Source organism: Mycobacterium sp. URHD0025 (assembly GCF_000426065.1).
GTDB lineage: Bacteria > Actinomycetota > Actinomycetes > Mycobacteriales > Mycobacteriaceae > Mycobacterium.
Window position 1 is genome coordinate 119872 of sequence record NZ_KE384491.1, and the last position, 24344, is coordinate 144215.

The 24344-nt window shown below is 66.7% G+C and carries 27 protein-coding genes; 11 read left to right on the forward strand and 16 right to left on the reverse strand.

Annotation, left to right across the window (positions count from 1 at the left end):
- The first annotated feature begins 2 nt into the window (after positions 1-2).
- Complete coding sequence (locus tag H977_RS0128980; protein WP_029111130.1) at positions 3-1244, forward strand: DUF4303 domain-containing protein; 1242 nt, start codon at positions 3-5, stop codon at positions 1242-1244.
- Here H977_RS0128980 and H977_RS0128985 read toward each other — a convergent pair.
- Complete coding sequence (locus H977_RS0128985; protein WP_051289197.1) at positions 1226-1732, reverse strand: dihydrofolate reductase; 507 nt, start codon at positions 1730-1732, stop codon at positions 1226-1228. The two genes, H977_RS0128980 and H977_RS0128985, sit on opposite strands and share 19 nt — an antisense overlap.
- Positions 1729-2529 (reverse strand): thymidylate synthase, encoded by an 801-nt coding sequence (locus H977_RS0128990; protein ID WP_029111132.1) that lies wholly within the window; start codon positions 2527-2529, stop codon positions 1729-1731. Before H977_RS0128990 ends, H977_RS0128985 begins: the two co-directional genes overlap by 4 nt.
- 42 nt (positions 2530-2571) lie before the next feature.
- Here H977_RS0128990 and H977_RS0128995 point away from each other — a divergent pair, with 42 nt between their 5' ends.
- Together H977_RS0128995 and H977_RS0129000 are read left to right on the forward strand one after the other, a co-directional pair.
- A complete protein-coding gene (locus H977_RS0128995; RefSeq protein ID WP_029111133.1) occupies positions 2572-3321 on the forward strand; it encodes a dienelactone hydrolase family protein in 750 nt (249 codons plus the stop codon).
- Between the two features lie 22 nt (positions 3322-3343).
- On the forward strand, positions 3344-4261 hold the full coding sequence (locus tag H977_RS0129000; protein ID WP_029111134.1) for an HpcH/HpaI aldolase/citrate lyase family protein: 918 nt from the start codon (positions 3344-3346) through the stop codon (positions 4259-4261).
- A gap of 7 nt (positions 4262-4268) precedes the next feature.
- On the opposite strand, the gene H977_RS0129005 is transcribed toward H977_RS0129000, so the two are convergent.
- Genes H977_RS0129005 through dapB form a run of 4 tightly spaced genes read right to left on the reverse strand, consistent with a single transcriptional unit; the run spans position 4269 to position 6402 of the window.
- Positions 4269-4733 carry a hypothetical protein gene (locus tag H977_RS0129005; protein ID WP_029111135.1) on the reverse strand — a complete coding sequence of 155 codons (465 nt, stop codon included), beginning with the start codon at positions 4731-4733 and terminating at the stop codon, positions 4269-4271.
- Between the two features lie 12 nt (positions 4734-4745).
- Complete coding sequence (locus H977_RS0129010; protein ID WP_029111136.1) at positions 4746-5201, reverse strand: flavodoxin family protein; 456 nt, start codon at positions 5199-5201, stop codon at positions 4746-4748.
- On the reverse strand, positions 5198-5668 hold the full coding sequence (locus tag H977_RS0129015; protein ID WP_029111137.1) for a hypothetical protein: 471 nt from the start codon (positions 5666-5668) through the stop codon (positions 5198-5200). Before H977_RS0129015 ends, H977_RS0129010 begins: the two co-directional genes overlap by 4 nt.
- Positions 5665-6402, reverse strand: coding sequence for a 4-hydroxy-tetrahydrodipicolinate reductase (gene dapB, locus H977_RS0129020; RefSeq protein ID WP_029111138.1), 738 nt, complete (start codon positions 6400-6402; stop codon positions 5665-5667). Before dapB ends, H977_RS0129015 begins: the two co-directional genes overlap by 4 nt.
- A 127-nt stretch (positions 6403-6529) precedes the next feature.
- Between dapB and H977_RS0129025 the strand changes: the two genes are divergently transcribed.
- A complete protein-coding gene (locus H977_RS0129025; RefSeq protein WP_029111139.1) occupies positions 6530-7918 on the forward strand; it encodes an HNH endonuclease signature motif containing protein in 1389 nt (462 codons plus the stop codon).
- Between the two features lie 48 nt (positions 7919-7966).
- Complete coding sequence (locus H977_RS0129030) at positions 7967-8737, forward strand: META domain-containing protein (RefSeq protein ID WP_029111140.1); 771 nt, start codon at positions 7967-7969, stop codon at positions 8735-8737.
- 16 nt (positions 8738-8753) lie between these two features.
- On the opposite strand, the gene aldR is transcribed toward H977_RS0129030, so the two are convergent.
- Entirely contained in the window at positions 8754-9266 is a 513-nt protein-coding gene (aldR, locus tag H977_RS0129035) for an HTH-type transcriptional regulator AldR (protein WP_029111141.1), read from the reverse strand.
- 93 nt (positions 9267-9359) lie between these two features.
- Here aldR and ald point away from each other — a divergent pair, with 93 nt between their 5' ends.
- The 3 genes from ald (at position 9360) to H977_RS0129050 (ending at position 11722) form a co-directional block, all read left to right on the forward strand.
- Positions 9360-10475: an alanine dehydrogenase gene (gene ald, locus H977_RS0129040; protein ID WP_029111142.1), complete on the forward strand. Its 1116-nt coding sequence runs from the start codon at positions 9360-9362 to the stop codon at positions 10473-10475.
- A gap of 97 nt (positions 10476-10572) precedes the next feature.
- Complete coding sequence (locus H977_RS0129045; RefSeq protein ID WP_036477890.1) at positions 10573-11124, forward strand: DUF4334 domain-containing protein; 552 nt, start codon at positions 10573-10575, stop codon at positions 11122-11124.
- A gap of 127 nt (positions 11125-11251) precedes the next feature.
- Complete coding sequence (locus H977_RS0129050; RefSeq protein ID WP_029111144.1) at positions 11252-11722, forward strand: Hsp20/alpha crystallin family protein; 471 nt, start codon at positions 11252-11254, stop codon at positions 11720-11722.
- Here the strand turns inward: H977_RS0129050 and bla are convergent.
- The 6 genes from bla to H977_RS0129080 form a co-directional block, all read right to left on the reverse strand.
- Complete coding sequence (gene bla, locus H977_RS0129055) at positions 11714-12598, reverse strand: class A beta-lactamase (protein WP_029111145.1); 885 nt, start codon at positions 12596-12598, stop codon at positions 11714-11716. The genes H977_RS0129050 and bla overlap by 9 nt on opposite strands.
- A gap of 18 nt (positions 12599-12616) precedes the next feature.
- On the reverse strand, positions 12617-13906 hold the full coding sequence (locus tag H977_RS0129060) for a M16 family metallopeptidase (RefSeq protein WP_029111146.1): 1290 nt from the start codon (positions 13904-13906) through the stop codon (positions 12617-12619).
- Between the two features lie 27 nt (positions 13907-13933).
- On the reverse strand, positions 13934-16180 hold the full coding sequence (locus H977_RS0129065; protein ID WP_029111147.1) for a polyribonucleotide nucleotidyltransferase: 2247 nt from the start codon (positions 16178-16180) through the stop codon (positions 13934-13936).
- Positions 16181-16483: 303 nt separating this feature from the next.
- Entirely contained in the window at positions 16484-16984 is a 501-nt protein-coding gene (lppU, locus tag H977_RS0129070) for an LppU family putative lipoprotein (protein ID WP_502691228.1), read from the reverse strand.
- Between the two features lie 10 nt (positions 16985-16994).
- Complete coding sequence (gene rpsO, locus H977_RS0129075) at positions 16995-17264, reverse strand: 30S ribosomal protein S15 (protein ID WP_003880490.1); 270 nt, start codon at positions 17262-17264, stop codon at positions 16995-16997.
- 138 nt (positions 17265-17402) lie between these two features.
- Positions 17403-18398 carry a bifunctional riboflavin kinase/FAD synthetase gene (locus H977_RS0129080; protein ID WP_029111149.1) on the reverse strand — a complete coding sequence of 332 codons (996 nt, stop codon included), beginning with the start codon at positions 18396-18398 and terminating at the stop codon, positions 17403-17405.
- 80 nt (positions 18399-18478) lie between these two features.
- On the opposite strand from H977_RS0129080, the gene mntR reads away from it, so the two are divergent.
- From mntR to H977_RS0129095, 3 genes are all read left to right on the forward strand, one after another.
- On the forward strand, positions 18479-19198 hold the full coding sequence (mntR, locus tag H977_RS0129085) for a manganese-binding transcriptional regulator MntR (RefSeq protein ID WP_029111150.1): 720 nt from the start codon (positions 18479-18481) through the stop codon (positions 19196-19198).
- Positions 19199-19346: 148 nt separating this feature from the next.
- Positions 19347-20516 carry an LLM class flavin-dependent oxidoreductase gene (locus tag H977_RS0129090; RefSeq protein WP_029111151.1) on the forward strand — a complete coding sequence of 390 codons (1170 nt, stop codon included), beginning with the start codon at positions 19347-19349 and terminating at the stop codon, positions 20514-20516.
- Positions 20513-21730 (forward strand): SfnB family sulfur acquisition oxidoreductase, encoded by a 1218-nt coding sequence (locus H977_RS0129095; RefSeq protein ID WP_029111152.1) that lies wholly within the window; start codon positions 20513-20515, stop codon positions 21728-21730. Before H977_RS0129090 ends, H977_RS0129095 begins: the two co-directional genes overlap by 4 nt.
- Positions 21731-21740: 10 nt before the next feature.
- Here the strand turns inward: H977_RS0129095 and truB are convergent, their stop codons facing one another.
- From truB to pptH, 3 genes are read right to left on the reverse strand one after another with little or no spacing between them, the layout of a single operon-like run.
- Entirely contained in the window at positions 21741-22634 is an 894-nt protein-coding gene (gene truB / locus H977_RS0129100; RefSeq protein WP_029111153.1) for a tRNA pseudouridine(55) synthase TruB, read from the reverse strand.
- On the reverse strand, positions 22631-23302 hold the full coding sequence (gene pptT / locus H977_RS0129105) for a 4'-phosphopantetheinyl transferase PptT (RefSeq protein WP_029111154.1): 672 nt from the start codon (positions 23300-23302) through the stop codon (positions 22631-22633). The genes truB and pptT overlap by 4 nt, the downstream gene beginning before the upstream one ends.
- Positions 23299-24255 carry an ACP phosphodiesterase PptH gene (gene pptH / locus H977_RS0129110; RefSeq protein WP_029111155.1) on the reverse strand — a complete coding sequence of 319 codons (957 nt, stop codon included), beginning with the start codon at positions 24253-24255 and terminating at the stop codon, positions 23299-23301. The genes pptT and pptH overlap by 4 nt, the downstream gene beginning before the upstream one ends.
- Positions 24256-24344: the final 89 nt, after the last annotated feature.

Sequence of the window (24344 nt, forward strand, 5' to 3'; positions counted from 1 at the left end):
GCGTGGCGTTCGAGTGGGATGCGTTCGAGGCAGAGTTGACCGTGGCCGCAGCGGATGCCGTCCGCGCGATGGTCGAGACGGCCGGTTCGCAAACGCCGTACGCCGTGGCGTTCAGCGAGTTCTACGCCGAGACCACCGGCGTGATCTACCTGCCCAATCTCGCGCTGGCCACCGAGGAATCAGTCGAGGACCCGGACTGCCGGTTCAGCCCACCCGATTGGCCGTACCAGGACTACGAGTGGGGCGACACCGATGCGCGGTGGGGTGAGCGGCTCGGCAAGGCGGTCACGGGTCTGCCCCGCGCGGAGTGGGAGCAAGAATGGGACCGGTTCGCACAGTCGATGCTGGACATCGCCGCGCGCACGCGCACCGCGCTCGTCGCTGATGGCACGCTGCCTGCCGACGTTGTGGTCTACCTCGACGACGAGGACGCGGATCTTCTGGTTCGGTCGGTGACCGAGGAGGAGCTGCGCCGTCACTTCCCCTACTACGTCGCCGTGGCGGAAGCCGAACGACAGCTCCTGGCCATGCCGGTCGAGCAGCGTGTGGCAGCCCTCGCCGTAGCGGCGGGTCTGGCCGCCGGACCGGACAACGCACTCGGCAGAGAACGGGCGATCGAGCTTCTGCTCGATACCGGTGCGGCCGCGGTACCGGTCGGAATCGCGGCGCTCGGGCACTCCGAGAACGCCTGGACCGGCGCCAAACTCCTCGCCGACCTCAACATCGCGACGCCCGAGGTGTTGGGCGCATTGTGGGCTGCACTACCGCTGCGCGGCAACGCCCACGATTGGGTGGCGACGGCCCTGGGCCGCCTCGGCGCCGGGCTGGAGGTGCTGGCACGCCGTGACCTACCGGCCGACAGCAGATCGGCCGCGGTCGCCGCGCCGTACCTTTCGTTTCGCGATCACGGACGCGGGCATCCGCCGCTGGATTACACGCTGCTGGCCGCCGGGCTCGCAGATCCGGCCGTCGCGGCGCTCCTGGCCGAGGACCTGAAACCGGGGCGCGGATTCTGCACGCTCGACGCCGGCGATCTCCCGGGTGTCCGGTCCGGCCTCGAGCATCCCGAGCCGGTGATCCGTCGCCACGCGGTGATCGTCATCGGTGATCTGATCGGGCCCATGGGCCCGAGCGATCTCGACAGCGACGACGTCGCGGCGCTGGAGAAGCGGATCGACGAGCTTGCCGCTGCAGACCCGGACAGCGAAGTACGCAGGCTGGCCGGCTACCGCGCTCGCACGTAGCTGCAGAATCGGTACCGCAGTCCCGAGCTGCTGGTCAGCCACTCACCCGTGGTCTTGCTCCAGGAATCGTCGAGCACCGGTGCCATCGCGTCGCCCTCGGCGGGTGGCAGGTCCAGGTCGATCTCGGTGACCTCACAGCGGTCCGCGAACGGGAGGGCCTGCACATAGATCTGCGCACCACCGATCACCCAGCCCCGGAAGACGTCACCGAGTTCGGTGACCACCTCGGCACCATCCGCCACGTATCGGGCATTGCGGGTGATGACGACGTTGCGCCGGCCCGGCAGCGGCCGCACCTTGGCCGGCAGCGACTCCCAGGTGAGCCGACCCATCGCCACGGTCTGGCCGAGGGTGAGTTGTTTGAACCGGGCCTGGTCCTCGGGCAGACGCCACGGGATGCCGTTGTCGCGGCCGATGATGCCGCTACTCGACTGCGCCCAGATCAGCGCCAGGCGTCGGAGGTCACCTGTCACATGCTTGTCGGTCATACAGCGACGGGCGCCTTGATCGCCGGATGTGGAGCGTAATTCAGGATCGCGACGTCTTCATAGATGTAGTCGAAGATTGAATCACGATGCGCCAGAACAAGTTCCGGATATGGCCGGGGTTCACGGCTCAGCTGCAGCGCCACCTGGTCGACATGGTTGTCGTAGATGTGACAATCGCCGCCGGTCCAAACGAACTCACCGACACCCAAGCCCGCCTGCGCCGCCATCATGTGGGTCAGCAGAGCGTAGCTGGCGATGTTGAACGGGACACCCAGAAAGAGGTCCGCGCTGCGCTGATACAGCTGGCAGGACAGCTTGCCGTCGGCCACATAGAACTGGAAGAAGGCGTGGCAGGGCGGCAGCGCCATCTGAGGGATCTCACCGACGTTCCACGCCGAGACGATGTTGCGCCGCGAGTCGGGGTCACGCTTGAGCAGGTCGAGGGCACCCGAGATCTGGTCGACGTGCTCACCGGACGGTGTGGGCCACGACCGCCACTGCACGCCGTACACCGGGCCGAGATCGCCTGTCTCACTAGCCCATTCATCCCAGATGGTCACGCCGTGATCCTGCAGCCACCGCACGTTCGAATCACCGCGCAAGAACCACAGCAGCTCGTAGATCACCGATTTGGTGTGCACCTTCTTGGTGGTGATGAGCGGAAAGCCGGCGGCCAGGTCGTAGCGCATCTGGTGGCCGAACAGACTGCGGGTGCCGGTGCCGGTGCGGTCCGACTTCTGCACCCCGTGCTCGGATACCTTCCGCAACAGGTCCTCGTAGGGCGTCTGGATCTGCACGCACTCAGCTTACGTGCCGGCCCAGGGAGTAAAACGGTAGCCATGCCGACCACCACAGACACAATCACCACATCTGATGGCACCTGCCCCGTCACCGTCGCCACGCCGGAGGGTGACGGCCCATGGCCCGGTGTCGTGCTGTTCCCCGACGCCGGCGGCCTGCGCCCCACCATGGAACAGATGGCGGCCAAGCTGGCCGGATTCGGTTACGTCGTACTGGTACCCGACGTCTACTACCGCACGCCGGGCTGGGGACCGTTCGACCTCAACACCGTGTTCACCGACCAGGAGCAGCGCAGGCAGCTCTTCGAGCTGATGGGCACACTCACCCCTGAGATCATCGCCTCCGACGCCGAGGCGTTCTTCGACTACCTCGCCGCCCGGACGGATGTCACCGGTGAGAAATTCGGCACCACCGGCTACTGCATGGGCGGGCGGGCGTCTCTCATCGTCGCAACGCGAGTGCCGGAGCGGGTTGCTGCCGCTCTCTCGTTCCACGGCGGCAGGCTGGCCGTGGAGGACGATCCCGACAGTCCTCACCTTCTGGCCGACAAGATCCAGGCGACGGTGTACGTGGCCGCCGCCGAGAACGATGCCTCCTTCACCGAGGACGACGCCAAGAGGTTGGAGGATGCGCTGTCCGGCGCCGCCGTCGACCACACCATCGAGTTCTACCCGGCGGCGCACGGCTTCGCGGTACCCGATCACGCGGCGGTGTACGACGAGGCGGCCGCAAAGCGGCATTGGGAGAACACGGAGCGGGTGTTCGGGGCCGCTTTGGCCCCGGCATAGGCGGTAAGCGACGATTGTCGGCGTGTATGACCAGCCCTTCTCCGACGAGTCCCATCCCACCGAACCCGGATTCCGGATCGACCCGGTACTGGCCCGGAGCTGGTTGCTGGTAAACGGCGCACAGTTCGAGCGGTTCGCCCCCGCGGCCCGCTCCCGCGCCGACATCGTCGTCCTCGACATCGAGGATGCGGTTGCTCCCAAAGACAAGGTGTCCGCGCGCGAGAAGGTGACCCGGTGGCTGGCCGACGGCAACAGCGACTGGGTCCGGATCAACGGCTTCGGCACCCCGTGGTGGGCCGATGATCTGGAGATGCTGGCCGGCACCGCGGTGGGCGGCGTCATGCTGGCCATGGTCGAATCGGTGGATCACGTCACCGAGACCGCCCGGCGGCTGCCCGGCGTGCCGATCGTCGCATTGGTCGAGACCGCACGTGGCCTCGAGCGGATCACCGAGATCGCCTCGGCCAAGGGCGCATTCCGGCTCGCGTTCGGCATCGGCGACTTCCGGCGCGACACCGGATTCGGCGACAACCCGGCAACGCTGGCATACGCGCGGTCACGGTTCACCATCGCCGCCAAGGCCGCCGGGCTGCCCGGCGCCATCGACGGGCCCACAGTGGGGTCCAGCGCACTGCGCCTGTCGGAGGCAACGGCGGTCTCGGCCGAGTTCGGCATGACCGGCAAGATCTGCCTGACACCCGATCAATGCCCGACGGTCAACGAGGGGCTGGCCCCGTCGCAGGATGAGATCAGCTGGGCCAAAGAGTTTTTCGCGGAATTTCAGCGCGACGGCGGGGAGATCCGCAACGGCTCAGACCTGCCCCGTATCGCCCGGGCCAACAAGATCCTCGATCTGGCGCGGACGTACGGCATCCACGAGCCCGAGTACAGCGACGATCCGGACCACGTGCCGGCCCCGTCCGACACGTACCACTACTGACGCCGGTTCAGGCCTGCGGTTTGTCGTCGTGGCGGTGGATGAAGCTGCTGATCGCGCGGGCGATTCCGCGGCCCGCGTAGATACCCGCGGCCACCGACACCACGATCATCAAACCAAAAGTCAGCGTCCAGTTGGGCCTGCTGTGGCTGACGTTCCACCAGATGAACGTGAACAGCAACGCGCAGACGAACACCAGGATGTCGCGCCAATTGCCGCGATAGGACAACGCGGCTTCGCGGAGTTCGCGGGTGCGCTCGCCCGCATCGATCAATTCGTCGATCCGCCGATCGATGCTGGCCTGCATTCTGGCCCGGCGTTCGACCTGGTCCTCCGGAATACGCGCGAGCAGATCGAGATCCTTGGTGATCAGACCGCGTACGTCTGGTGGCTTGAGGTTGCCTGCAGCCGCTCCGAGCAGGGCACCACCGGCAATGGGCGCCGCCCCCAGCGCAAGTTCGGCGATTCCTGGCATTACGTCCCTCCATCACTCCATCAGCGTTGCGGCCAGGGTGCCGCCCAGCTCGTAGGCCCGTTCCCGAATCCCGGCATCGACGGCGCCCGCAACTTCGAGCACGTCCGCTGCCTTGACCAACGCCAGTCCCGTCACGATCTTGTCGACCGCATTCGCCGCGCCCACGGTGTCGTTGTTGCCGTGCACCCACAGCCCGTACGGACGCCCGGCCACATGGTCGAGGCTCGGGTAGTACACCGTATCGAAAAAGTGCTTCAGCGCACCGCTCATGTAGCCGAAATTGGCTGTGGTTCCGAACAAATAGCCGTCGGCGGCGAGCATGTCCGTCACGGTCGCAGCTAACGCCGGCTTGAGTTCGACTGTGACTCCGGAGATGTCCGGATCGTGCGTTCCGGCCAGCACCGCTTCCAGGAGCTCCCGCGTTGCCGGGGACGGCGTGTGATGCACCACCAGCAGGGTTTTGGTCATGACGAGTGCTGTTCCTGCATCCGCACTGCCGTGCGCATGGTCTCGCGCGCACGGCCACGGTCACCGGCGAAGTCGTAGGCGCGGGCCAGGCGGTACCAGCGAACCCAATTGTCCGGATCTGCTTCCAGTTCGGCCTTGACCGTCGCGAAAAGCCCATCGGCCGCGTCGCGTTCGATACGCCCGGACGGGCGCGTCGGCAGCTCGCTGACGTCGAGTTCCATGTCCTGTTCCCGGGCGAGGCGGGCCAGCCGTTGGTGCGTCAGGCCGGCGCGCAGCGTGGTGACCAGCACCCAGATACCGATGAGCGGGAACGCCAGAAGCGCCAGGCCCAGGCCGATCGCAGCCGGCTCACCCGAGGTGATGAAGACGAACGCGGTACGACCCAGCATCAGGAAGTAGGCGATCAGCGCCAGGCACATGAAGCCGATCACCAGTTGGATGCGCAGCGACCGCGCGCCGTCACTCACGACAGATCGAGCAGCGGTTCAATGCCGATGGTCAAACCCGGCCGCTCGCCGACCTTGCGCACCGCCAGCAGCACGCCCGGCACGAATGAGGACCGGTCCAGGCTGTCGTGCCGGATGGTCAGCGTCTCCCCCTGGGTTCCGAACAGCACCTCCTGATGGGCAATCAGACCGGCCAGCCGCACCGAGTGCACCGGAACGCCGTCGACATCGGCGCCACGGGCGCCTTCGAGGCCCGTACTCGTGGCATCGGGATTGGGGGGCATGCCTTTTCGCGCCTCGGCGATGAGCTTCGCGGTGCGTGCGGCGGTGCCCGACGGTGCGTCGGCCTTGTGTGGGTGATGCAGTTCGATGATTTCGACGGACTCGAAATAACGCGCCGCCTGCTGGGCGAAGTGCATGGACAGCACGGCGCCGATGGCGAAGTTCGGCGCGATCAGCACCGCGGCATCCGGCTTTGCCTTGAGCCAGGCCTCTACCTGTTCGATGCGGTCCCAGGTGAATCCGGTGGTCCCGACGACAGCGTGAATACCGTTGTCGATGAGGAACTTCAGGTTGTCCATCACCACGTCGGGATGGGTGAAGTCGATGACCACATCGGTCTTGGTATCGGTCAGCAAGGTCAGCGGATCGCCCACATCGACCCCGGTCGAAAATGTCAGATCCTCCGCGGATTCGACCGCGTGCACCATGGTCGCGCCGACTTTGCCCTTAGCTCCGAGAACACCAACTCGCATGTCTGGGAGCCTACTGCCCGGGCTTATTCGGGTATTCGGTCCGGTGCAAAAGGAAACTTTGGCCTCGTTCGTCACTGCTGCCCCAAATCGTGCAGACCTGTCAGGGTATCGAACTAGTGTTCGAATCATGAACGACGGGGTCGCTGCCAAGCTCGCCGCGTTGACCGCCGCGGTAGCCGACCTGCAGTCCCTGCCGTTCACCGCCCTGTCCACCGCGCAGTTGCTGGACGTGTGCTCGGGGATGCAGCAGGCCCGCAATCTGATCCCGACGATCGAACACCCGGCGGTCGCCGCACTGGCCGAGCAAGGCGCCGCGGCCAGGATCGGCGCCAAGTCCTGGCCCGAAGCACTGCGCATCCGGTTGCGGATCTCTGGGACCGAGGCCCGCCGGCGCTACCGCGACGCGCTGAACTTCGCGCCGCGCATCTCGACAACGGGAGAGTCCTTGCCGCCGCTGCGGGCCGCGACCGGCGCCGCCCAGGCCGGCGGCTGGATCAACGCCGAACACATCGAGATCCTGGAATCGTTCTTCCGCAAATGCCCGCCCTGGGTTGACGCGGTCGGCCGGGCGCGGTTCGAGGAGAAACTGGTCGCCGTCGCCGCCACCAACGCCCCCGAGACTCTGCAGCAAGCGGCCAGCGAGGCGCTGTACTTGCTCGATCAGGACGGCCCCGAACCCTCCGACAAACGGTGCGCCCGACGCCGCGGCATCGTGCTCGGGCCGCAGGAACCCGACGGGATGTCCCAGATTCGCGGCTGGATCAACCCCGAACTGCGCGCCGGCCTGGAGGCGGTCAACGCCAAAACGGCGGCCCCAGGCATGTGCAACCCCGACGACGAGAACCCCTGCACCAGCGGCTCCCCGTCCGAAGAACAGGTTCAGGCTGACACCCGCACCCCACCTCAACGCACCCACGACGCCCTGCTGGCACTGACCCGCAACGCACTGATGTCCGGGGAACTCGGCCAACACAACGGGCTACCGGTGTCGATCGTGGTCACCACCACCCTGCAGGAAATCGCGGCCGGGGCCGGCGTCGCAGTGACCACCAGCGGATCGAAGCTGCCCATCTCCGACGTGATCCGGTTGGCTGCCCACGCCTGGCACTACCTGGCCATCTACGACAAACACACCAGCATGCCGCTGTATCTGGGACGCACCCGACGCATTGCCACCCCGGCACAACGGTTGATGCTGTTCGGCAGGGAACGCGGCTGCACCCGCCCGGGCTGCACCGCTCCGGCCAACCGGTCACAGGTCCACCACGCCCACCGCGACTGGGCCAAAGGCGGGCACACCAATGTGGATGAACTGACCCTGGGCTGCGGGCCCGACCAACGCCTGGTAGGCCCTGGCAAATGGACCACTCGCATCAACGCCCACGGCAAGTGTGAATGGATTCCACCCCGCCTGCTGGACACCGGCCAGGCCCGCACCAACACGCACCACCACCCTCAGCGCTACCTCACTGACAACAACCAAAGCGATGACGAAACCGACTGCCAACCAACATGATTGCGCACACCAGGGGCCACACGGACAACCGGTCTCTAGGGTGGAGCCATGCGTCTGATCCATGCGGTGCCGTTCGCCGTTGCTGTTCTCGCGTTCATGGGGTGTTCCGACAACGCAGCCGCCGACGATGCAGACCTCACCGGCCGAACGTTCGTCTCGGATCGGGTGGAAGGCGAGCAGATCCCCGGCGGTGGGCCACTGACCATCGGTTTCGACGGGAGTCAGATCAGCACCTTCGCCGGCTGCAACCACGGTTCTGGCACCGTCGATGTGGCCGAGGGCCGGATCAGCACACAACTGGCCATGACGATGATGGCCTGCGCGCCGCCCGTCGGTGATTCGGATGCCTGGGTATCGAAGTTTTTCGACGCCAAGCCCACCTGGGCGCTCTCCGGCGACACGCTCACGTTGCGCACCGACGCCGCGACCGTCACGTTGCGCGACAAGAAGGTGGCCGATCCCGATCGGCCGCTCACCGGCACCACCTGGCAGGTCACCAGCCTGGTCTCGGCGCAGGCGGTCAGCACGTCGGTCGCTCTCGAACAGTCCAAGCCCACCTTGACCATCGGCGACGACGGCGCGGTGACCGGTTCGACGGGCTGCAACCGGATCACCGGACACGCCACGGTTTCCGGGTCACCGGCAATCATCGAGTTCGGGCCGCTGGCCACCACCAGAATGGCCTGCGCACCCGAGGTCGCCGAAATCGAGCAAGCCGTCCTACGGGTCCTCAAGGGCACGGTCCAGACCGCTGTCGACTCCGACGAATTGACGCTCTCCGGCGCCGACGGCAATGGATTGGTGTTGCGCGCGAAGTGAATTCAGAGCCGTGAACTCAGAGCGGTGACGCTCCGCGCAGATGCTCGAAGATCAGCGAGGTCTGGGTACCCGCCACGTCGGCGTCGGCATTGAGGTTCTCGACCACGAACGCCCGCAGATCGTCGGTGTCACGCGCGGCCACGTGCAGGATGAAGTCGTCGCCTCCGGCCAGGAAATACACGTCCATCACCTGTGGCCTGGTGCGGATGTGGGCGATGAAATTGCGGATCTTGCCCCGGGCGTTCGATTGCAGACTCACCGAGATCATGGCCTGCAGGCTGAGCCCCACGGCGGTGGGATCGATGTCTGTGTAGAAGCCCCGGATCACCCCGATGTCCTGGAGCCTGCGCACGCGACCGTGGCAGGTCGACGCCGCGATCCCTACCGCGTCGGCCAACGCGCTGTTGGAGATGCGGGCGTCGGCGTGCAACGCGAGCAGGATGCGCCGGTCGACGTCATCGAGCTCAGGCCGAACATCCTTCGGCGAACGGGCCGCACGCACGGCCGAGATTGATGATTCTTCTGCCATGCGCCAAGCGTAGCGAATCTTCGTCCGAGATATTGCTCATTAATCGAAGGTTCTTCACAATTATTTCAGCACATCAACTTTGAAGGAGCGAGCATGCTCGTCGGCATCCCGACCGAGATCAAGAACAACGAGTACCGAGTGGCGATCACCCCGGCGGGTGTGGCGGAGCTGACCCGGCGCGGCCACGACGTGATCATCCAGGCCGGCGCGGGCGAGGGCTCGGCCATCACCGACAACGACTTCAAAGCCGCCGGCGCCGAGATCGTGACTTCGGCCGACCAGGTGTGGGCCGAGGCCGAACTGCTCCTCAAGGTCAAAGAACCCATCGCAGCCGAGTACTCGCGCATGCGCAAGGGCCAGACGCTGTTCACCTACCTGCACCTGGCGGCGTCCAAGGAATGCACTGACGCCCTACTGGCCTCGGGTACCACCTCGATCGCCTACGAGACCGTGCAGACCACCGACGGCGCGCTTCCCCTCCTCGCCCCGATGAGCGAGGTCGCCGGCCGGCTTTCCGCACAGGTCGGCTCCTACCACCTCATGCGGACCCAGGGCGGCCGCGGTGTCCTCATGGGTGGCGTCCCCGGCGTCGCACCGGCCGAGGTCGTCGTCATCGGCGGTGGCGTGGCCGGCTACAACGCCGCCCGCATCGCCAAGGGCATGGGCGCCCACGTCACGGTGTTCGACCTGAACGTGAACACGCTGCGCAAGATCGACAACGAGAACAACGGCAGCATCGAGACCCGTTACTCGTCGAGCCTGGAGCTCGAGGAGGCCGTCAAGAAGGCCGACCTGGTGATCGGGGCGGTGCTCATCCCGGGCGCGAAGGCGCCAAAGCTCGTCACCAACGCGACCGTTTCTCACATGAAGGCCGGTGCGGTCCTGGTCGACATCGCCATCGATCAGGGTGGCTGCTTCGAGGATTCGCGGCCCACCACCCACGACGACCCGACGTTCGCCGTCCACGACACGGTGTTCTACTGCGTGGCCAACATGCCCGGCTCCGTCCCGCGCACGTCGACATTCGGGCTGACCAACGCCACGATGCCGTACGTGCTCAAGTTGGCCGACAAGGGCTGGAAGGCCGCCTGCGCGGCTGACCAGGCACTCGCCAAGGGCCTCTCCACGCACGAGGGCGCGCTGCTGTCCGAGCAGGTCGCCTCCGACCTCGACATGCCGTTCACCGATCCGGCCGCCTTCCTGGCCTGATACCCCCATGATCGCCCGGCTGGAGTTGGCTCCGGCCGGGCGATCGCGCATTCCGCCCCGTAGCCATTCTTGACACGTGTCAAGTATGGTGGCGTCCATGTTGCAGCAGCTGTTTTCCACCGTCCCGTCGACCACAACCGAGGCGCTCGACGTGTTCGACGCGGCCGAGGCGGTCGAACCGGAGTTCATGGTCGGCACCTGGCACGGCGCCGAACTGCCAACCGGACATCCGATGGACGGCCTGCTGGCAGCCAGCGGCTGGTGGGGCAAGCAGTTCGTCGACGCCGAGACAGTGCACCCGCTGCTGTTCCCCGGAACCGACGGCGCATCGCTGTGGGCCCTCAACCCGGCGCTGGCGTTCGGCGGCCTCGCGGTATCGGCCAAGCTCCCACTACTTCGGGGCCGGTCGATGGTGGGCCCGATCGCGGCGTTGCGGCCGGTGTTGCAAACCCGCGCGCCCAAGGCCAGGTTGCGCACCACCCGCTACCGCGGCATCGACACGGCGACGATGGTCTACGACCAGCTGCCGATCAACGACGTGTTCCGGCGCCTGTCCCCCGACGCAGTGATCGGCGCGATGGACCTGCGGAACTCTCCCAAGCCGTACTTCTTCGTGCTGCGCCGCGACGACTCTCTGCAGGTGACCTAGCAGCCGCACGTACCCACGCTGTTCACCCCGCATTCGACCGACGGCTCCACGCCAGTGCTTGGATCGAAAGGGCAAGCGTTACAAGGCCTTTTCCTCCGATCTACGTTCCAGGACTGAGGAGTCACCCATGGTCAACCTGCCCGTCGCACACCAGCCCCGCCCATTGCTGCCCGAGCTTTCGGAGTTCTTCGCCGGGATCACGCCGTTCGCCAGCTTGCGCCCCATCTTCGAGCGCAACCTCATGCGCATCGAGGACGAGGTCACCGAGGATCATTACGAGCTGCGCGCCGAGATCCCCGGCATCGATCCGGCCGCGGATGTTCAGATCACCGTGGCCGATGGCCAACTGACCGTGAAGGCCGAGCGTTCAGAACGCGCCGACACCACGGCACGGTCGGAGTTCTCCTACGGCTCGTTCCTGCGCACCGTGACGCTGCCGGCCGAGGCTGACGAGGACAACATCACAGCCGGCTACGAGCGCGGCATCCTGACCGTGCGCGTGCCGTTGTCGCAGAATCCCGCCGGAGCCCGCCAGATCGAGATCCAGGGCACCGAGAACGGCTCGGCCGCAATCGGATCCGTGGAGCACTCAGAGTAACGACGGCACAACGAGCCCCGTCAGCTCACCGATGAGCGGACGCAGGTTGTCGGCCTTCGGGTCGTCGGCCTGCGACCGCGTCATCACCGCCAACAACAGCCGTTGACCGTCGGGCCCGTAGGCGATCCCGACATCGTTGGTGCTGCCGTAATCGCCGCTGCCCGTCTTGTCGGCCGTGGTCCAGCCCTCGGGAAGTCCGGCGCGCACGCTCGATGTCTGATTGGCCCGCATCCAGTCCTCCAGCTGGCGGCGCTGCGGCGGGCTCAACGCGTCGCCGGCCAGCACCGCGCGGTATCCGACGGCCAGCGCGGCCGGGGTGGAGGTATCCCTCGGGTCCCCCGGTATCGCCGAGTTCAACTCGACTTCCCACCGGTCCAACCGGGTGCGCTCGTCGCCGACGCTGCGGGCGAACGCGGTGATTCCTCCAGGCCCGTCAATGGTTTTCAGCAGCAGGTTGCCCGCAGTGTTGTCACTGCGCTGCAGCGCTGCCTGACACAACTGCGCCAGCGTCATCTCCGCGCCGGCGTGAGTCTCGGTGACCGGCGAGTTCGGCACGATCGCGTTCCGATCGACGAAAACGCGGTTGTCCAGTGACAGCTGCCCGCGTCCGACCATCTGCAGTACCCGCGCGGCGGCATAGCCCTTGAACGTCGAGCACATCGCGAACATCTCATCGGGCCGATGCGTGATGGTCCGGCCGGAATCCAGGTTCGCCGCGTACAACCCGATCAGGGCGTTGTCACGTCGTTCCAGTTCCGCGATCTGGCCATCGATCGGGGCCGCGAGTGCCGGCGCGGCGTTACCCACACCGGTGCCGACGGCAGCCGCCGCCACGAGCGAACCGATCAGAACATTGCGTCGCGAGAGTCCCGTCATCGCGCCCAGCCTAGCGTGTCAGCCGGCGATCGCTTGAAGTTGCTGCGGCAGAGACTTTTTCGAACGGTACGGTCCAAGCACCGCCGCACCGTAATCGTGGGACAGCAACTGGCGCGCGACCGCGTTGACCTCATCGAGAGTAACCGCCTCGATCTGGGCCAGGGTGTGGTCGATCGTCCGGTGCTCACCATAGTTGAGCTCGCTTCGCCCGATCCGGTGCATGCGTGACCCGGAATCCTCCAAGCCGAGCACCAGCCCACCGCGCAGCGAGCCCTTGGCGATCCGACATTCGTCGGCGGTGATCCCGTCTCGGGCAACACCTTCGAGAACATCGGTGGTCACCCGGACCACCTCGTCGAACCGCTCTGGCTGGCAGCCGGCGTACACCGAGAGCGCACCGCTGTCGGAGAAGGTGTCCACCGTGGAGTACACCGAGTAGGCAAGACCGCGCGATTCCCGAATCTGTTGGAACAGGCGGGAACTCAGCCCACCGCCGAGTGCGGTGTTCAGCACCGACAGCGCCCACCGGTGTTCCCAGTGCCGGCCGGGCGTACGGACGCCCAGCGATACGTGGGTCTGCTCCCCATCGCGGTCGACCACGAGCAGAGACGGCTTGCCACCGATACGTCCCGAGCCCTTGCGCGGGGCCAGCGCGGTACGCCCCGCTTCCAGGCGTGGACCGAAATGCTGCCGGACCAACGACACGACCACGTCATGGTCGACGTTGCCCGCCACCGCCACGATCATCCGTTCGGGTGTGTAGCGACGGACGTGGAACGAATGCAGTTGTGCGCGCGTCATCGTCTCGATCGACTCGACACTGCCGATCACCGGACGTCCGACCGGGTGATCGCCGAACATCGCCGACAGGAAGACATCGCCGAGACTGTCCTCGGGATCGTCGTCGCGCATGGCGATCTCTTCGAGGACGACGTCGCGTTCCACCTCGACATCCTCGGTGGCGCAACGACCCCGCAGCACGACATCGGCCACCAGGTCGACCGCGAGCTCCAGGTCCGAGTCGAGCACATGCGCGTAGTAACAGGTGTGCTCTCGTGCGGTGAACGCATTCAGCTCACCACCGACCGCGTCGACAGCCTGCGCTATGTCGACGGCGCTACGGGTCGGGGTCGCCTTGAACAACAGGTGTTCCAGGAAGTGGGCGGCACCCGCGACGCTTCGCCCCTCGTCGCGGGAACCGACTCCCACCCAGACCCCGACCGATGCAGAACGCACCGAAGGGAGGTACTCAGTGACCACCCGGAGTCCGCCGGGCAGAACTGTCCGGCGGACATGTGTGGTGTTCAGCGCAAACGCCTTACCGAGCCGAGGTGATCAGGACTCGACAGCGGATGCGGGTTCAGCCGGCGCCTGCGCGGCGTCGGTGGCCTGCTCCGCTTGGTCTTCGTCGACGAGCACCAGCGAGATCTTGCCGCGGTTGTCGATATCGGCGATCTCGACGCGCAGCTTGTCGCCGACCTTCACCACATCCTCGACCTTGTTGATCCGCTTGCCGCGGCCCAGCTTGGAGATGTGGACCAGGCCGTCACGGCCGGGCAGCAGCGACACGAACGCGCCGAAATCGGTGGTCTTGACCACGGTTCCGAGGAACCGCTCACCGATCTTGGGCAGCTGCGGGTTGGCGATGGCGTTGATCTTGTCGATCGCGGCCTGCGCCGCCTCGCCGTTGGAGGCGCCGACGAACACGGTGCCGTCATCCTCGATCGAGATCGACGCGCCGGTCTCCTCGGTGATCGAGTTGATCATCTTGCCCTTGGGCCCGATGACCTCGCCGATCTTGTCGACCGGCACCTTGATGGTGGTGATCCGCGGTGCGAACGGGCTCATCTCGTCAGGAGCGTCGATGGCCTCGGCCATGACATCCAGAATGGTCAGGCGTGCGTCCTTGGCCTGCGCCAGCGCACCGGCCAGCACCTTGGACGGAATGCCGTCCAGCTTGGTGTCCAGCTGCAGCGCGGTGACGAAGTCCTTGGTGCCTGCGCACTTGAAGTCCATGTCGCCGAAGGCATCCTCGGCGCCGAGGATGTCGGTCAGCGTCACGTAGCGGGTCTCACCGTTTACCTCGTCGGAGACCAGGCCCATGGCGATGCCGGCCACCGGCGCCTTGAGCGGCACACCGGCGTTCAGCAGTGACAGCGTCGAGGCACACACCGAGCCCATCGAGGTGGAACCGTTGGAGCCCAACGCCTCTGACACCTGACGGATGGCGTACGGGAACTCCTCGACGCTCGGCAGCACCGGCACCAGCGCACGCTCGGCGAGCGCGCCGTGGCCGATCTCGCGACGCTTGGGCGACCCGACGCGACCGGTCTCACCGGTCGAGAACGGCGGGAAGTTGTAGTGGTGCATGTAGCGCTTGGAAGTCTCGGGCCCGAGCGAGTCGATCTGCTGGGCCATCTTGACCATGTCCAGTGTGGTGACACCCATGATCTGGGTCTCGCCACGCTCGAACAGCGCGCTGCCGTGCGCCCGCGGGATGATGGCCACCTCGGCGCTCAGAGCGCGGATGTCGGTCACGCCACGGCCGTCGATACGGAAGTGGTCGGTCAGGATGCGCTGGCGCACAAGCTTTTTGGTCAGCGATCGGTAAGCCGCACCGATCTCCTTCTCCCGGCCGGCGAACTGATCGGCCAGGCGCTCGAGCACCTCGACCTTGATCTCGTTGGTGCGGTCATCACGTTCGTGCTTGCCCGCGATGGTCAGTGCCTCCCCGAGCGCCTCAGTCGCCACCGCGGCCACGGCGTCGTAGACGTCGTCGGCGTAATCCGGGAACAGTGGGTAATCGGCGATCTCCTTGGCGGCCTTCTCGGCCAGCGCGGCCTGGGCGTCGCACAGCGTCGCGATGAACGGTTTGGCCGCCTCCAGGCCTTCGGCGACGACGGCTTCAGTGGGAGCCTGGGCGCCGCCGGCGACCAACTCGATCACGTTCTCGGTGGCTTCGGCCTCGACCATCATGATCGCGACGTCGTCGCCCACCTTGCGGCCGGCGACGACCATGTCGAACACAGCCTTCTCGAGCTGCTCGACGGTCGGGAAGGCGACCCACTGGCCATCGATCAGGGCGACGCGCACGCCGCCGACCGGACCCGAGAACGGGAGGCCCGAAATCTGGGTGGATGCCGACGCGGCGTTGATGGCCAGCACGTCGTACAGGTCCTTGGGATCCAGGCTCAGCACGGTCACCACGACCTGGATCTCGTTACGCAGGCCACTGACGAACGACGGGCGCAGCGGCCGGTCGATCAGGCGACAGGTCAGGATCGCATCGGTCGACGGCCGGCCCTCACGCCGGAAGAACGAGCCGGGGATCCGGCCCGCGGCGTACATCCGCTCCTCGACGTCGATGGTCAGCGGGAAAAAGTCGAAGTGATCCTTCGGCGTCTTGCTGGCGGTGGTGGCGCTCAGCAGCATGGTCTCGTCGTCGAGGTAGGCGACGACGGAGCCGGCGGCCTGCTGCGCGAGCCGCCCGGCCTCGAAACGGATGGTGCGGGTGCCGAAGCTCCCGTTGTCGAGGGTTGCGGTGGATTCGAACACACCGTTTTCAAGTTCAACTACAGACATAGAGTCCGTTGGCCTCTTTCGAAATCTTCAACTGTTTCGCGGCGTCACGATGGCGCTAGGCCACGGGGCCTGGATACGGCTACGGCCGTCGATCGAAGCGGCCGGATGAACCCCCAGGGAAAACCCTGTGACCGGGGTTCCGGCAGCCACTACCGAAGACCGCCCGACCAGGCGGGCCCGATATGACTCGCAGGAACAACCCCCGCGGAATGCGGGCGTTGCACCTCGTTCAGCGCAGCTTTCAGCCGGCGAACGACCTTATGTTACACGGCAGCAACAGCACGACCGCTATTGCAGACCTGCTTATGACACGTCCTCCACACATACGGTGAACTGGCGTTCCGGGTACGCGTAGCCCACTCCGCTGGCGCACTGGTCGACGTTCGACACCCCGCGGAGGACCTCGGTGGCCCGTTGGCGGTGCGGCGCAGACGAATCCGCGCAGTCCACCCGGTACGGGTCTTTGTCGTTCTCCGGATCGATGCTCATGCAGCCGCCGGTGGTCCAGTCGATGTCCAGACAGAGCGTCTGGGTCTCCTCACTGAATGCGCTGCGCACGGAGTAATAGGTGTCGACGTCACCGGGGCACTGGTCGCTGTCGGTGACCGTGGAGATCACCTTGTAATTGGACGCGTCGCTGCCGCACTGGGCCGGACCGGCGTCCGGACGCTCGTACGTGCCGCTCATCTTCAGGCAGTCCCCTGCCTTCATGTCCGCGGCCGCCGCCGACGAGCACGCGGTCAATCCTCCGACGAAAAGTATCGCGGCTGCCCCGAGAGGGGCAGCCGCGGAAAGTTGTGGCATCGACGCCGCGTCAGCGACGCAGCCCGAGGCGCTCGATCAGCGAGCGGTAACGCGCCACGTCGACCTGGGCGACGTACTTCAGCAACCGGCGACGACGGCCGACCAGCAGCAGCAGGCCGCGACGCGAGTGGTGGTCATGCTTGTGCTGCTTGAGGTGCTCGGTCAGATCCGAGATCCGCTTGGTCAGCAGGGCGACCTGGGCCTCCGGCGAACCGGTGTCGGTCTCGTGCAGACCGTAGCTGCTCAGGATTTCTTTTTTCTGCTCGGCGGTAAGCGCCACGAAATAACTCCATCAATCAGTCCCGCGAACATATTCTCGGCACAGCCACCGCGGACTGCAGCATGCGCCGGATCGGGGCAAAGTCTAGCAGCACCCCAGCTAACCGCCGAAATCAGGACCGTGGGTGAGCCCGCGAATTCAACCCTGCGTCTGCGCAGCCAGAATCGCGCGGGCCCGATCGGTATCGCCTTCCATGGCGACCACCAGATCCTTCACGGATTCGAACTTCTCCTGTCCGCGGATCCGGGCCACGAAATCGACCGCGACGTGCTGTCCGTAGAGGTCGGCGTTGGTGTCGAGCACGAACGCCTCGACCGTGCGGGTTCGCCCAGAGAAGGTCGGGTTGGTGCCCACCGACACCGCGGCCTCGTACCGCTCGCCGGGAATCACCGTTCCCATCACCGGGCCGTGTCCCAACACCGTGAACCAGGCGGCATAGACCCCGTCGGCCGGAATCGCCGAGAACATCGGCGGCGCCACGTTGGCAGTCGGGAACCCCAACACCCGGCCGCGCCCGTCGCCGCGCACCACCACGCCTTCGACGCGATGCGGACGCCCCAGCGCTTCGGTGGCAGCCACCACGTCGCCGGCGTCGACGCAGGACCGGATGTAAGTCGAAGAGAAGGTGACCCGCTCGTCGCGATGCTCGGCGTCGAGCGTTTCGGTCACCAGAGACATGCTCTCTACGGCGAACCCGAAGCGCTCCCCGGCCGCACGAAGCATCGCGACGTTGCCTGCCGCCTTCTTGCCGAAGGTGAAGTTCTCCCCCACCACGACCTCCACCACGTGCAGGTCTTCCACCAACAACTCGTGGATGTAGCGCTCGGGGGTGAGTTTCATGAAATCGGAGGTGAACGGCATCACCAGGAACACGTCGACGCCGAGTTCCTCGACCAGCTCGGCACGCCGGGTGAGCGTGGTCAACTGAGCCGGATGACTCCCCGGAAACACCACCTCCATCGGATGTGGGTCGAAGGTCATGAGAACCACCGGCACTCCGCGTGATCGGCCCGCTTTCACCGCGTGGCTGATCAGCTCCGCGTGTCCACGGTGAACCCCGTCGAACACCCCGATGGTGACTACACACCTGCCCCAGTCCGTGGGGATCTCGTCCTGCCCACGCCAGCGCTGCACGCAATCAGCCTACGACCCGAAGGCGGCGCGGTCTGCTCTAGATCCCCCGATCAGGTGATGATTGCCTAAACTTTCCTACTGTGAGTCCCGACGGTAACCATCAAGACCTGTCCACGGTTGCCCAGGACTACCTGAAAGTCATCTGGACAGCCCAGGAATGGTCTCGCGACAAGGTCAGCACGAAACTGCTGGCCGAGCGGATCGGCGTGTCGGCGTCCACCGCGTCGGAGTCGATTCGCAAACTCGCCGACCAGGGCCTGGTCCACCACGAGAAGTACGGCGCCGTGACGCTGACCGATGCGGGCCGCCACGCCGCGCTGGCGATGGTCCGTCGGCACCGGCTGATGGAGACTTTCCTCGTTCAGGAGCTCGGCTACAGCTGGGACGAGGTGCACGACGAGGCCGAGATTCTCGAGCACGCGGTCTCCGACCGGATGCTCGACCGGATCGATGCCAAGCTGGGCCACCCCACGCGCGATCCACACGGTGATCCGATCCCGGCCGCCGACGGCCAGGTGCCCACCCCGCCGGCCCGGCAGCTCTCGGCATGCCAGGACGGAGATGCCGGCACGGTGGCCCGCATCTCCGATGCTGATCCGGAGATGCTGAGGTACTTCGACAGCGTCGGCATCAGCCTCGATTCACGGGTACGCGTGCTCGCGCGCCGCGATTTCGCCGGCGTGATCTCCGTGGCCGTCCAGAAACCCGGTCGGACCGGCGCTTCAGTGGGAGACGACGCCAGCGTGATGGTCGAACTCGGCAATCCGGCGGCCGAGGCGATCTGGGTCGTCGCCAGCTAGGTTTCTCGCGGCTGCCGTGCGCCGTTTTCGACCCCTGGGCTGTAGAAGTTGCCGGTCAACGACCCTGCGGTCGAAATCCGTGGGCCCCGGGATCACGACGATTTTTACCCGTGCGGAAAAGCCGATCCGCCACCAAGATGTCCTGTTCGTGACTGTTTCCCTGCACTGGTTCCTGCCCACCTACGGCGACAGCCGGCTCATCGTCGGCGGCGGCCACGGCACTCCCGCCGGCTCCGCGGGTGGTGACCGTGAGGCGTCGATCGACTATCTGGCGTCGATCGTGCGCTCGGCCGAGCGGTTCGGCTTCACCGGCGCGCTCATCCCGACCGGGGCCTGGTGCGAGGACGCCTTCATCACCGCGGCGCTGCTGGCCCGCGAGACCACGTCGCTGGCCTTCCTGGTGGCCTTCCGCCCGGGTCTGGTCAGCCCGACCCTGTCGGCACAGATGGCGGCGACGTTCGCCCGGCATGCGCCGGGGCGGATCCTGCTCAACGTCGTCGTCGGCGGGGAGGCACACGAACAGCGGGCCTTCGGCGACCACTTGGACAAGGACGCGCGGTATGCGCGTTGCGACGAGTTTCTCGACGTGGTCCGCCGGCTGTGGGCCGGCGAGACCGTCACGCACAAGGGTCAGTACATCGACGTCGAAGAGGCCTCGCTGGCGCTCCCGCCCACTCCGGTGCCGCCGCTCTACTTCGGCGGCAGCTCGCAGGCGGCGGGCCCGGTGGCGGCCCGGCATTCCGACGTCTACCTGACCTGGGGCGAGCCGCCTGCCGCGGTGCGCGAGAAGATCGAGTGGATCCGGGCGCTCGGCGAGGAGCAGGGACGCAAGCTGCGCTTCGGCATCCGCCTGCACACCATCTCGCGCGACACCTCCGAGGAGGCGTGGGCCCAGGCCGACCGACTGGTCGCCGCGCTCGACGAGGAGACGGTCGCCGCGGCACAGGCCGGGCTGGCCCGAAGCCAGTCCGAGGGCCAGAAGCGCATGCTGGCGCTGCACGAGAACAACCGGCGCAACGGCACCTGGAGTGATGCGCGAAGCCTGGAGATCGCCCCGAACCTGTGGTCGGGCGTCGGACTGGTGCGCGGCGGCGCGGGCACCGCGCTGGTGGGCAGCCACACCGAGGTGGCCGACCGGATCGCCGAGTACGCCGAGATCGGTATCGACGAGTTCATCTTCTCCGGCTATCCGCATCTGGAGGAGTTGTTCTGGTTCGGCGAGGGCGTGGTGCCGATCTTGCGCGAGCGCGGCCTAATTGGCGGCGGCACGCAATCCGGCACACCGGCCTCGATTCCGTTCGTCGGCACGCCGCGATGACCGACCTGGCCGGCGCCGCCCGTATCGCGTCCGCGGGGGCGGCGCTGACCACCGCGGCACAGCTGTCGAGATCGTTCGCCGAGGGCGCCGGTGCGCGCGACGCGCACCGGCTACTGCCGCACGAGCAGGTTCAGGCACTCAAGGAGTCGGGGCTGTTGGCCCTGAGCGTGCCGGCCGAGCACGGTGGGCTCGACGTGTCCGTAGGCGTCCTCGCCGAGGTGCTGCGATTGATCGCGCACGGCGATCCGTCCATCGGCCAGATCCCGCATTCGCATTTCACGTTCTTGGAGGCTCTGCGGTTGCAGGGCACGCCGGCGCAGCAGGCGTACTTCTATGGGCTGGTGCTGGACGGGGCGTTGTTCGCCAATGCCCAGTCCGAACGCGGACCGCATCCCGTCGACGTGGACACCACCACGCTCGCGGCGGCCGGTTCGGGCTACGTGCTCGACGGCCGCAAGTACTACTCGACCGGAGCGTTGTTCGCCGATTGGCTGATCGTGCGGGCCTCGCGCGCAGACGGTTCCGGCCAGGTGCCGACGGCTGCCACACCGAAGGCCATCGCATTCGTCCCGCGCGACGCCCGCGGCGTCGAGATCGTCGACGACTGGGACGGTATGGGCCAGCGGACCACGGCGTCGGGCACCGTCACGCTTTCCGACGTCGAGGTGCCGGGCGCCCACGTCATCGACTTCAGTCCGATCTTCACGCGTCCCACGGTGTACGGGGCGCGCGCTCAGCTGCTCCATGCGGCGCTCGACGTGGGGATCGCAACGGCGGCACTGGAGGAAGGGGTGCGTCAGGCCGCCAAGGCACGGCCACATTTTGAGGCATCGGTGTCCAGCGCCGTCGAGGATCCGACACTGGTACAGGTGGCCGGCGAACTGACCGTGACGGTGCGCGCCGCCCAGGCGTTACTCGCCGACGCCGCCCGCCAGGTCGACGCGGCCCGCGCCGATCTCACCGAGGACAGCACCGCGGCCGCCTCGATCGCGGTGGCGGTCGCGAAGGTCTCCGCGGCACGGGCCGCGGTGGAAGCCGGCAGCGCACTGTTCGAGTTCGGCGGCACCCGCAGCGCGTCGGCGTCGGGCAACCTGTCGCGCTACTGGCGTGACGCCCGCACTCACACGCTGCACGACGCCACCCGGTGGAAGATCCGCCACATCGGCAACTACACCCTCTCGGGGACGAAACCGCCTCGCCACGGCCAACTTTGAGGATTCGGGACTACAACGTCGCCGGGCGCAACACGACCACGTTCTTGGTGCGCTTCGGCCCGTCTTCGAGCAGTGCGATGACCCGGCCGTCAGGCGCGGTGGCGGCATAGACCCCGTCGATCCCGGCCGGTTTGAGCGGCCTGCCGTGCCGGGTGTCCTCGGTTTCCTCGGAGGTCAGGTCACGGCGCGGAAACCCGAGCAGGCAGGCCTCGTCGAGCGAATAGCTCAGCCGTGCCTCCTCGGCAAGCTCATCGAGAGTGCGGGCCTCGTCGAGGCCGTATCGACCAACCCTGGTGCGGCGCAACGCCGTCAGATGGCCGCCGACACCGAGTGCCACACCCACGTCGCGAGCCAGGGCGCGGATGTAGGTGCCCGACGAACAGTCCACATCGACATCCACATCGACGAATTCGTCCACTCGCCGGACGGCGAGCACCTCGAACCGCTCGATGCGCACCGGCCGCGCGGCCAGCTCGACGGTCTGCCCCTCACGGGCCAGCTTGTAGGCCCGCTGCCCGGCGACCTTGATGGCGCTGACCGCTGACGGCACCTGCTCGATGTCACCGCGCAGCGCCGCGACCGCCGACTCGATCTGCGTATCGCTGACGCCCACAGCCGAGACCGTCTGCAACACTTCGCCTTCGGCGTCGTCGGTGGTGGTCGTCTGCCCCAGCCGAATGGTCGCGGCATAGGACTTGTCGGTGGCGGTGAGCAGGCCGAGGATCTTGGTGGCGCGCTCGATGCCGATCACCAGCACCCCGGTCGCCATCGGGTCGAGCGTTCCGGCGTGGCCGACCTTGCGAGTGCCGAACAGTCGCCGGCACCGGCCCACGACATCATGGCTGGTCATCCCGGCCGGCTTGTCGACGATCACCAGGCCGGGCTCCGGAATTGGTCGGCTCACAGCACGATCGCCGTCAGCGTCACACCGTCTCGCACCGACCACCGGCCGTCCAGCGCCGTCAGTGGCGGCCCGTGTTCGGCGGCCGGATCGATCAGGATCTGGGACCGGAACGTTCCGGCCGCACCTGTTTGGTCCACGCCGAAAGTGATGTGAGCGTCCTCGAACCCGAGCCAACGGTGCGTCAGCGGGTACCACGCCTTGTACGTGGCTTCCTTGGCGCAGAACAGGATCCGGTCCCAATGCAGGCCGTCCGGCAGCCCGCCGAGCTCGGAACGCTCCAATGGCAGCGAGATGGCGCCCAGCACCCCGTCGGGCAACACATCGTGCGGCTCGGCGTCGATGCCGACCGAACGTACGCCGCCGACGCGCCCGACGACGGCACCGCGAAAGCCCTGACAGTGGGTCAGGCTGCCGACGATGCCGTCAGGCCAGCACGGTTCGCCCTTGTCCCCCTTGAGGATCGGCACCGGACCCACACCGAGTTCGCCCAGCGCCTGGCGAGCGCAATAGCGGACCGTGGTGAACTCGTTGCGGCGCTTGGCCACCGCGCGGGCCACCAGTGCCGCCTCCTCGGGCAGCGCCGTCAAGCCAGGCGGGTCGTCGTACATCTCGGCGGCCGCGAGTTTGTCCGGCATGTCGGGCAGCACCTGCCCCAGCAAGGTACTCATGAGCGCTTCGCCTTGATCCGCTCCTGCATCTGCTGGGCGTGGGCACGCATCTCCGCGGTGATCTGAAAGTGTCCACCGAACTCGTTGAGGTAACCGGGGGCGTAATTGGGATCGGGCAGAATTTGGCGCAACCAGCGGAAAGGCTTGCGGCGTCGCCACTCTCGTGGATAGCCGACGGAAACCTCTTCGAAGCGCACGTCGTCATACCAGGTGGTGCGCGGAATGTGCAGGTGGCCGTACACGGAGCAGATCGCGTTGTAACGGGTGTGCCAGTCCTTGGTGGCCGTCGTTCCGCACCACAGCGAGAACTCGGGATAGAACATCGCATCGCAGGGTTCGCGGACCAGCGGGAAGTGGTTGACCAGAACCGTCGGATTCATCCAGTCCAGGTCCTCGAGCCGCTTGCGGGTGGCCGCCACCCTGTCGCGGCACCAGGCGTCGCGCGTCGCATAGGGCTCGCAGGACAGCAGGAACTCGTCGGTGCCGACGATGTTGCGTTCCCGCGCGATGGCCAGGCCCTCGGCTTTCGTCGAAGCCCCCTCGGGCAGGAAGGTGTAGTCGTACAGCAGGAACATCGGCACGATGGTGGCCGGGCCACCCTGTTCGGTCCACACGGGGAACGGGTGCTCGGGGGTGACGACGCCCATCTGATCGCACATGTCGACCAGGTAGTCGTAGCGGGCCCGGCCGAAGATCTGCATCGGGTCCTTGTTGGTGGTCCACAGCTCGTGGTTGCCCGGCACCCAGATGACCTTCGCGAACCGTTTGCGCAGCAGGTCCAGCGCCCACCGGATCTCGTCGGTGCGCTCGCCGACATCGCCCGCGACGATCAGCCAATCGTCCGGCGAGGCCGGATAGAGCGACTCGGTGACGGGCTTGTTCCCGTTGTGGCCGGTATGCAGATCGCTGATCGCCCAGAGAATCGGCTGCCGGTCCCTCGCCTCATGATCCATCACAGTTGCACCACCACAACGGACCAGCCTAACCGGGCGCCGTCACCATGGGCCGTTGACAACTAGAACAAGTTCTCGTTTATGGTCGA

Excerpts from the sequence above, each read along its gene's own strand:
- H977_RS0128985 (WP_051289197.1), bottom strand. The coding sequence starts at position 1,732 with ATGACCGACAAGCATGTGACAGGTGACCTCCGACGCCTGGCGCTGATC.
- H977_RS0128995 (WP_029111133.1), top strand. The coding sequence starts at position 2,572 with ATGCCGACCACCACAGACACAATCACCACATCTGATGGCACCTGCCCC.
- H977_RS0129005 (WP_029111135.1), bottom strand. The coding sequence starts at position 4,733 with ATGCCAGGAATCGCCGAACTTGCGCTGGGGGCGGCGCCCATTGCCGGT.
- H977_RS0129010 (WP_029111136.1), bottom strand. The coding sequence starts at position 5,201 with ATGACCAAAACCCTGCTGGTGGTGCATCACACGCCGTCCCCGGCAACG.
- dapB (WP_029111138.1), bottom strand. The coding sequence starts at position 6,402 with ATGCGAGTTGGTGTTCTCGGAGCTAAGGGCAAAGTCGGCGCGACCATG.
- H977_RS0129025 (WP_029111139.1), top strand. The coding sequence starts at position 6,530 with ATGAACGACGGGGTCGCTGCCAAGCTCGCCGCGTTGACCGCCGCGGTA.
- H977_RS0129030 (WP_029111140.1), top strand. The coding sequence starts at position 7,967 with ATGCGTCTGATCCATGCGGTGCCGTTCGCCGTTGCTGTTCTCGCGTTC.
- aldR (WP_029111141.1), bottom strand. The coding sequence starts at position 9,266 with ATGGCAGAAGAATCATCAATCTCGGCCGTGCGTGCGGCCCGTTCGCCG.
- ald (WP_029111142.1), top strand. The coding sequence starts at position 9,360 with ATGCTCGTCGGCATCCCGACCGAGATCAAGAACAACGAGTACCGAGTG.
- H977_RS0129045 (WP_036477890.1), top strand. The coding sequence starts at position 10,573 with ATGTTGCAGCAGCTGTTTTCCACCGTCCCGTCGACCACAACCGAGGCG.
- H977_RS0129050 (WP_029111144.1), top strand. The coding sequence starts at position 11,252 with ATGGTCAACCTGCCCGTCGCACACCAGCCCCGCCCATTGCTGCCCGAG.
- bla (WP_029111145.1), bottom strand. The coding sequence starts at position 12,598 with ATGACGGGACTCTCGCGACGCAATGTTCTGATCGGTTCGCTCGTGGCG.
- H977_RS0129065 (WP_029111147.1), bottom strand. The coding sequence starts at position 16,180 with ATGTCTGTAGTTGAACTTGAAAACGGTGTGTTCGAATCCACCGCAACC.
- lppU (WP_502691228.1), bottom strand. The coding sequence starts at position 16,984 with ATGCCACAACTTTCCGCGGCTGCCCCTCTCGGGGCAGCCGCGATACTT.
- H977_RS0129095 (WP_029111152.1), top strand. The coding sequence starts at position 20,513 with ATGACCGACCTGGCCGGCGCCGCCCGTATCGCGTCCGCGGGGGCGGCG.
- pptT (WP_029111154.1), bottom strand. The coding sequence starts at position 23,302 with ATGAGTACCTTGCTGGGGCAGGTGCTGCCCGACATGCCGGACAAACTC.
- pptH (WP_029111155.1), bottom strand. The coding sequence starts at position 24,255 with ATGGATCATGAGGCGAGGGACCGGCAGCCGATTCTCTGGGCGATCAGC.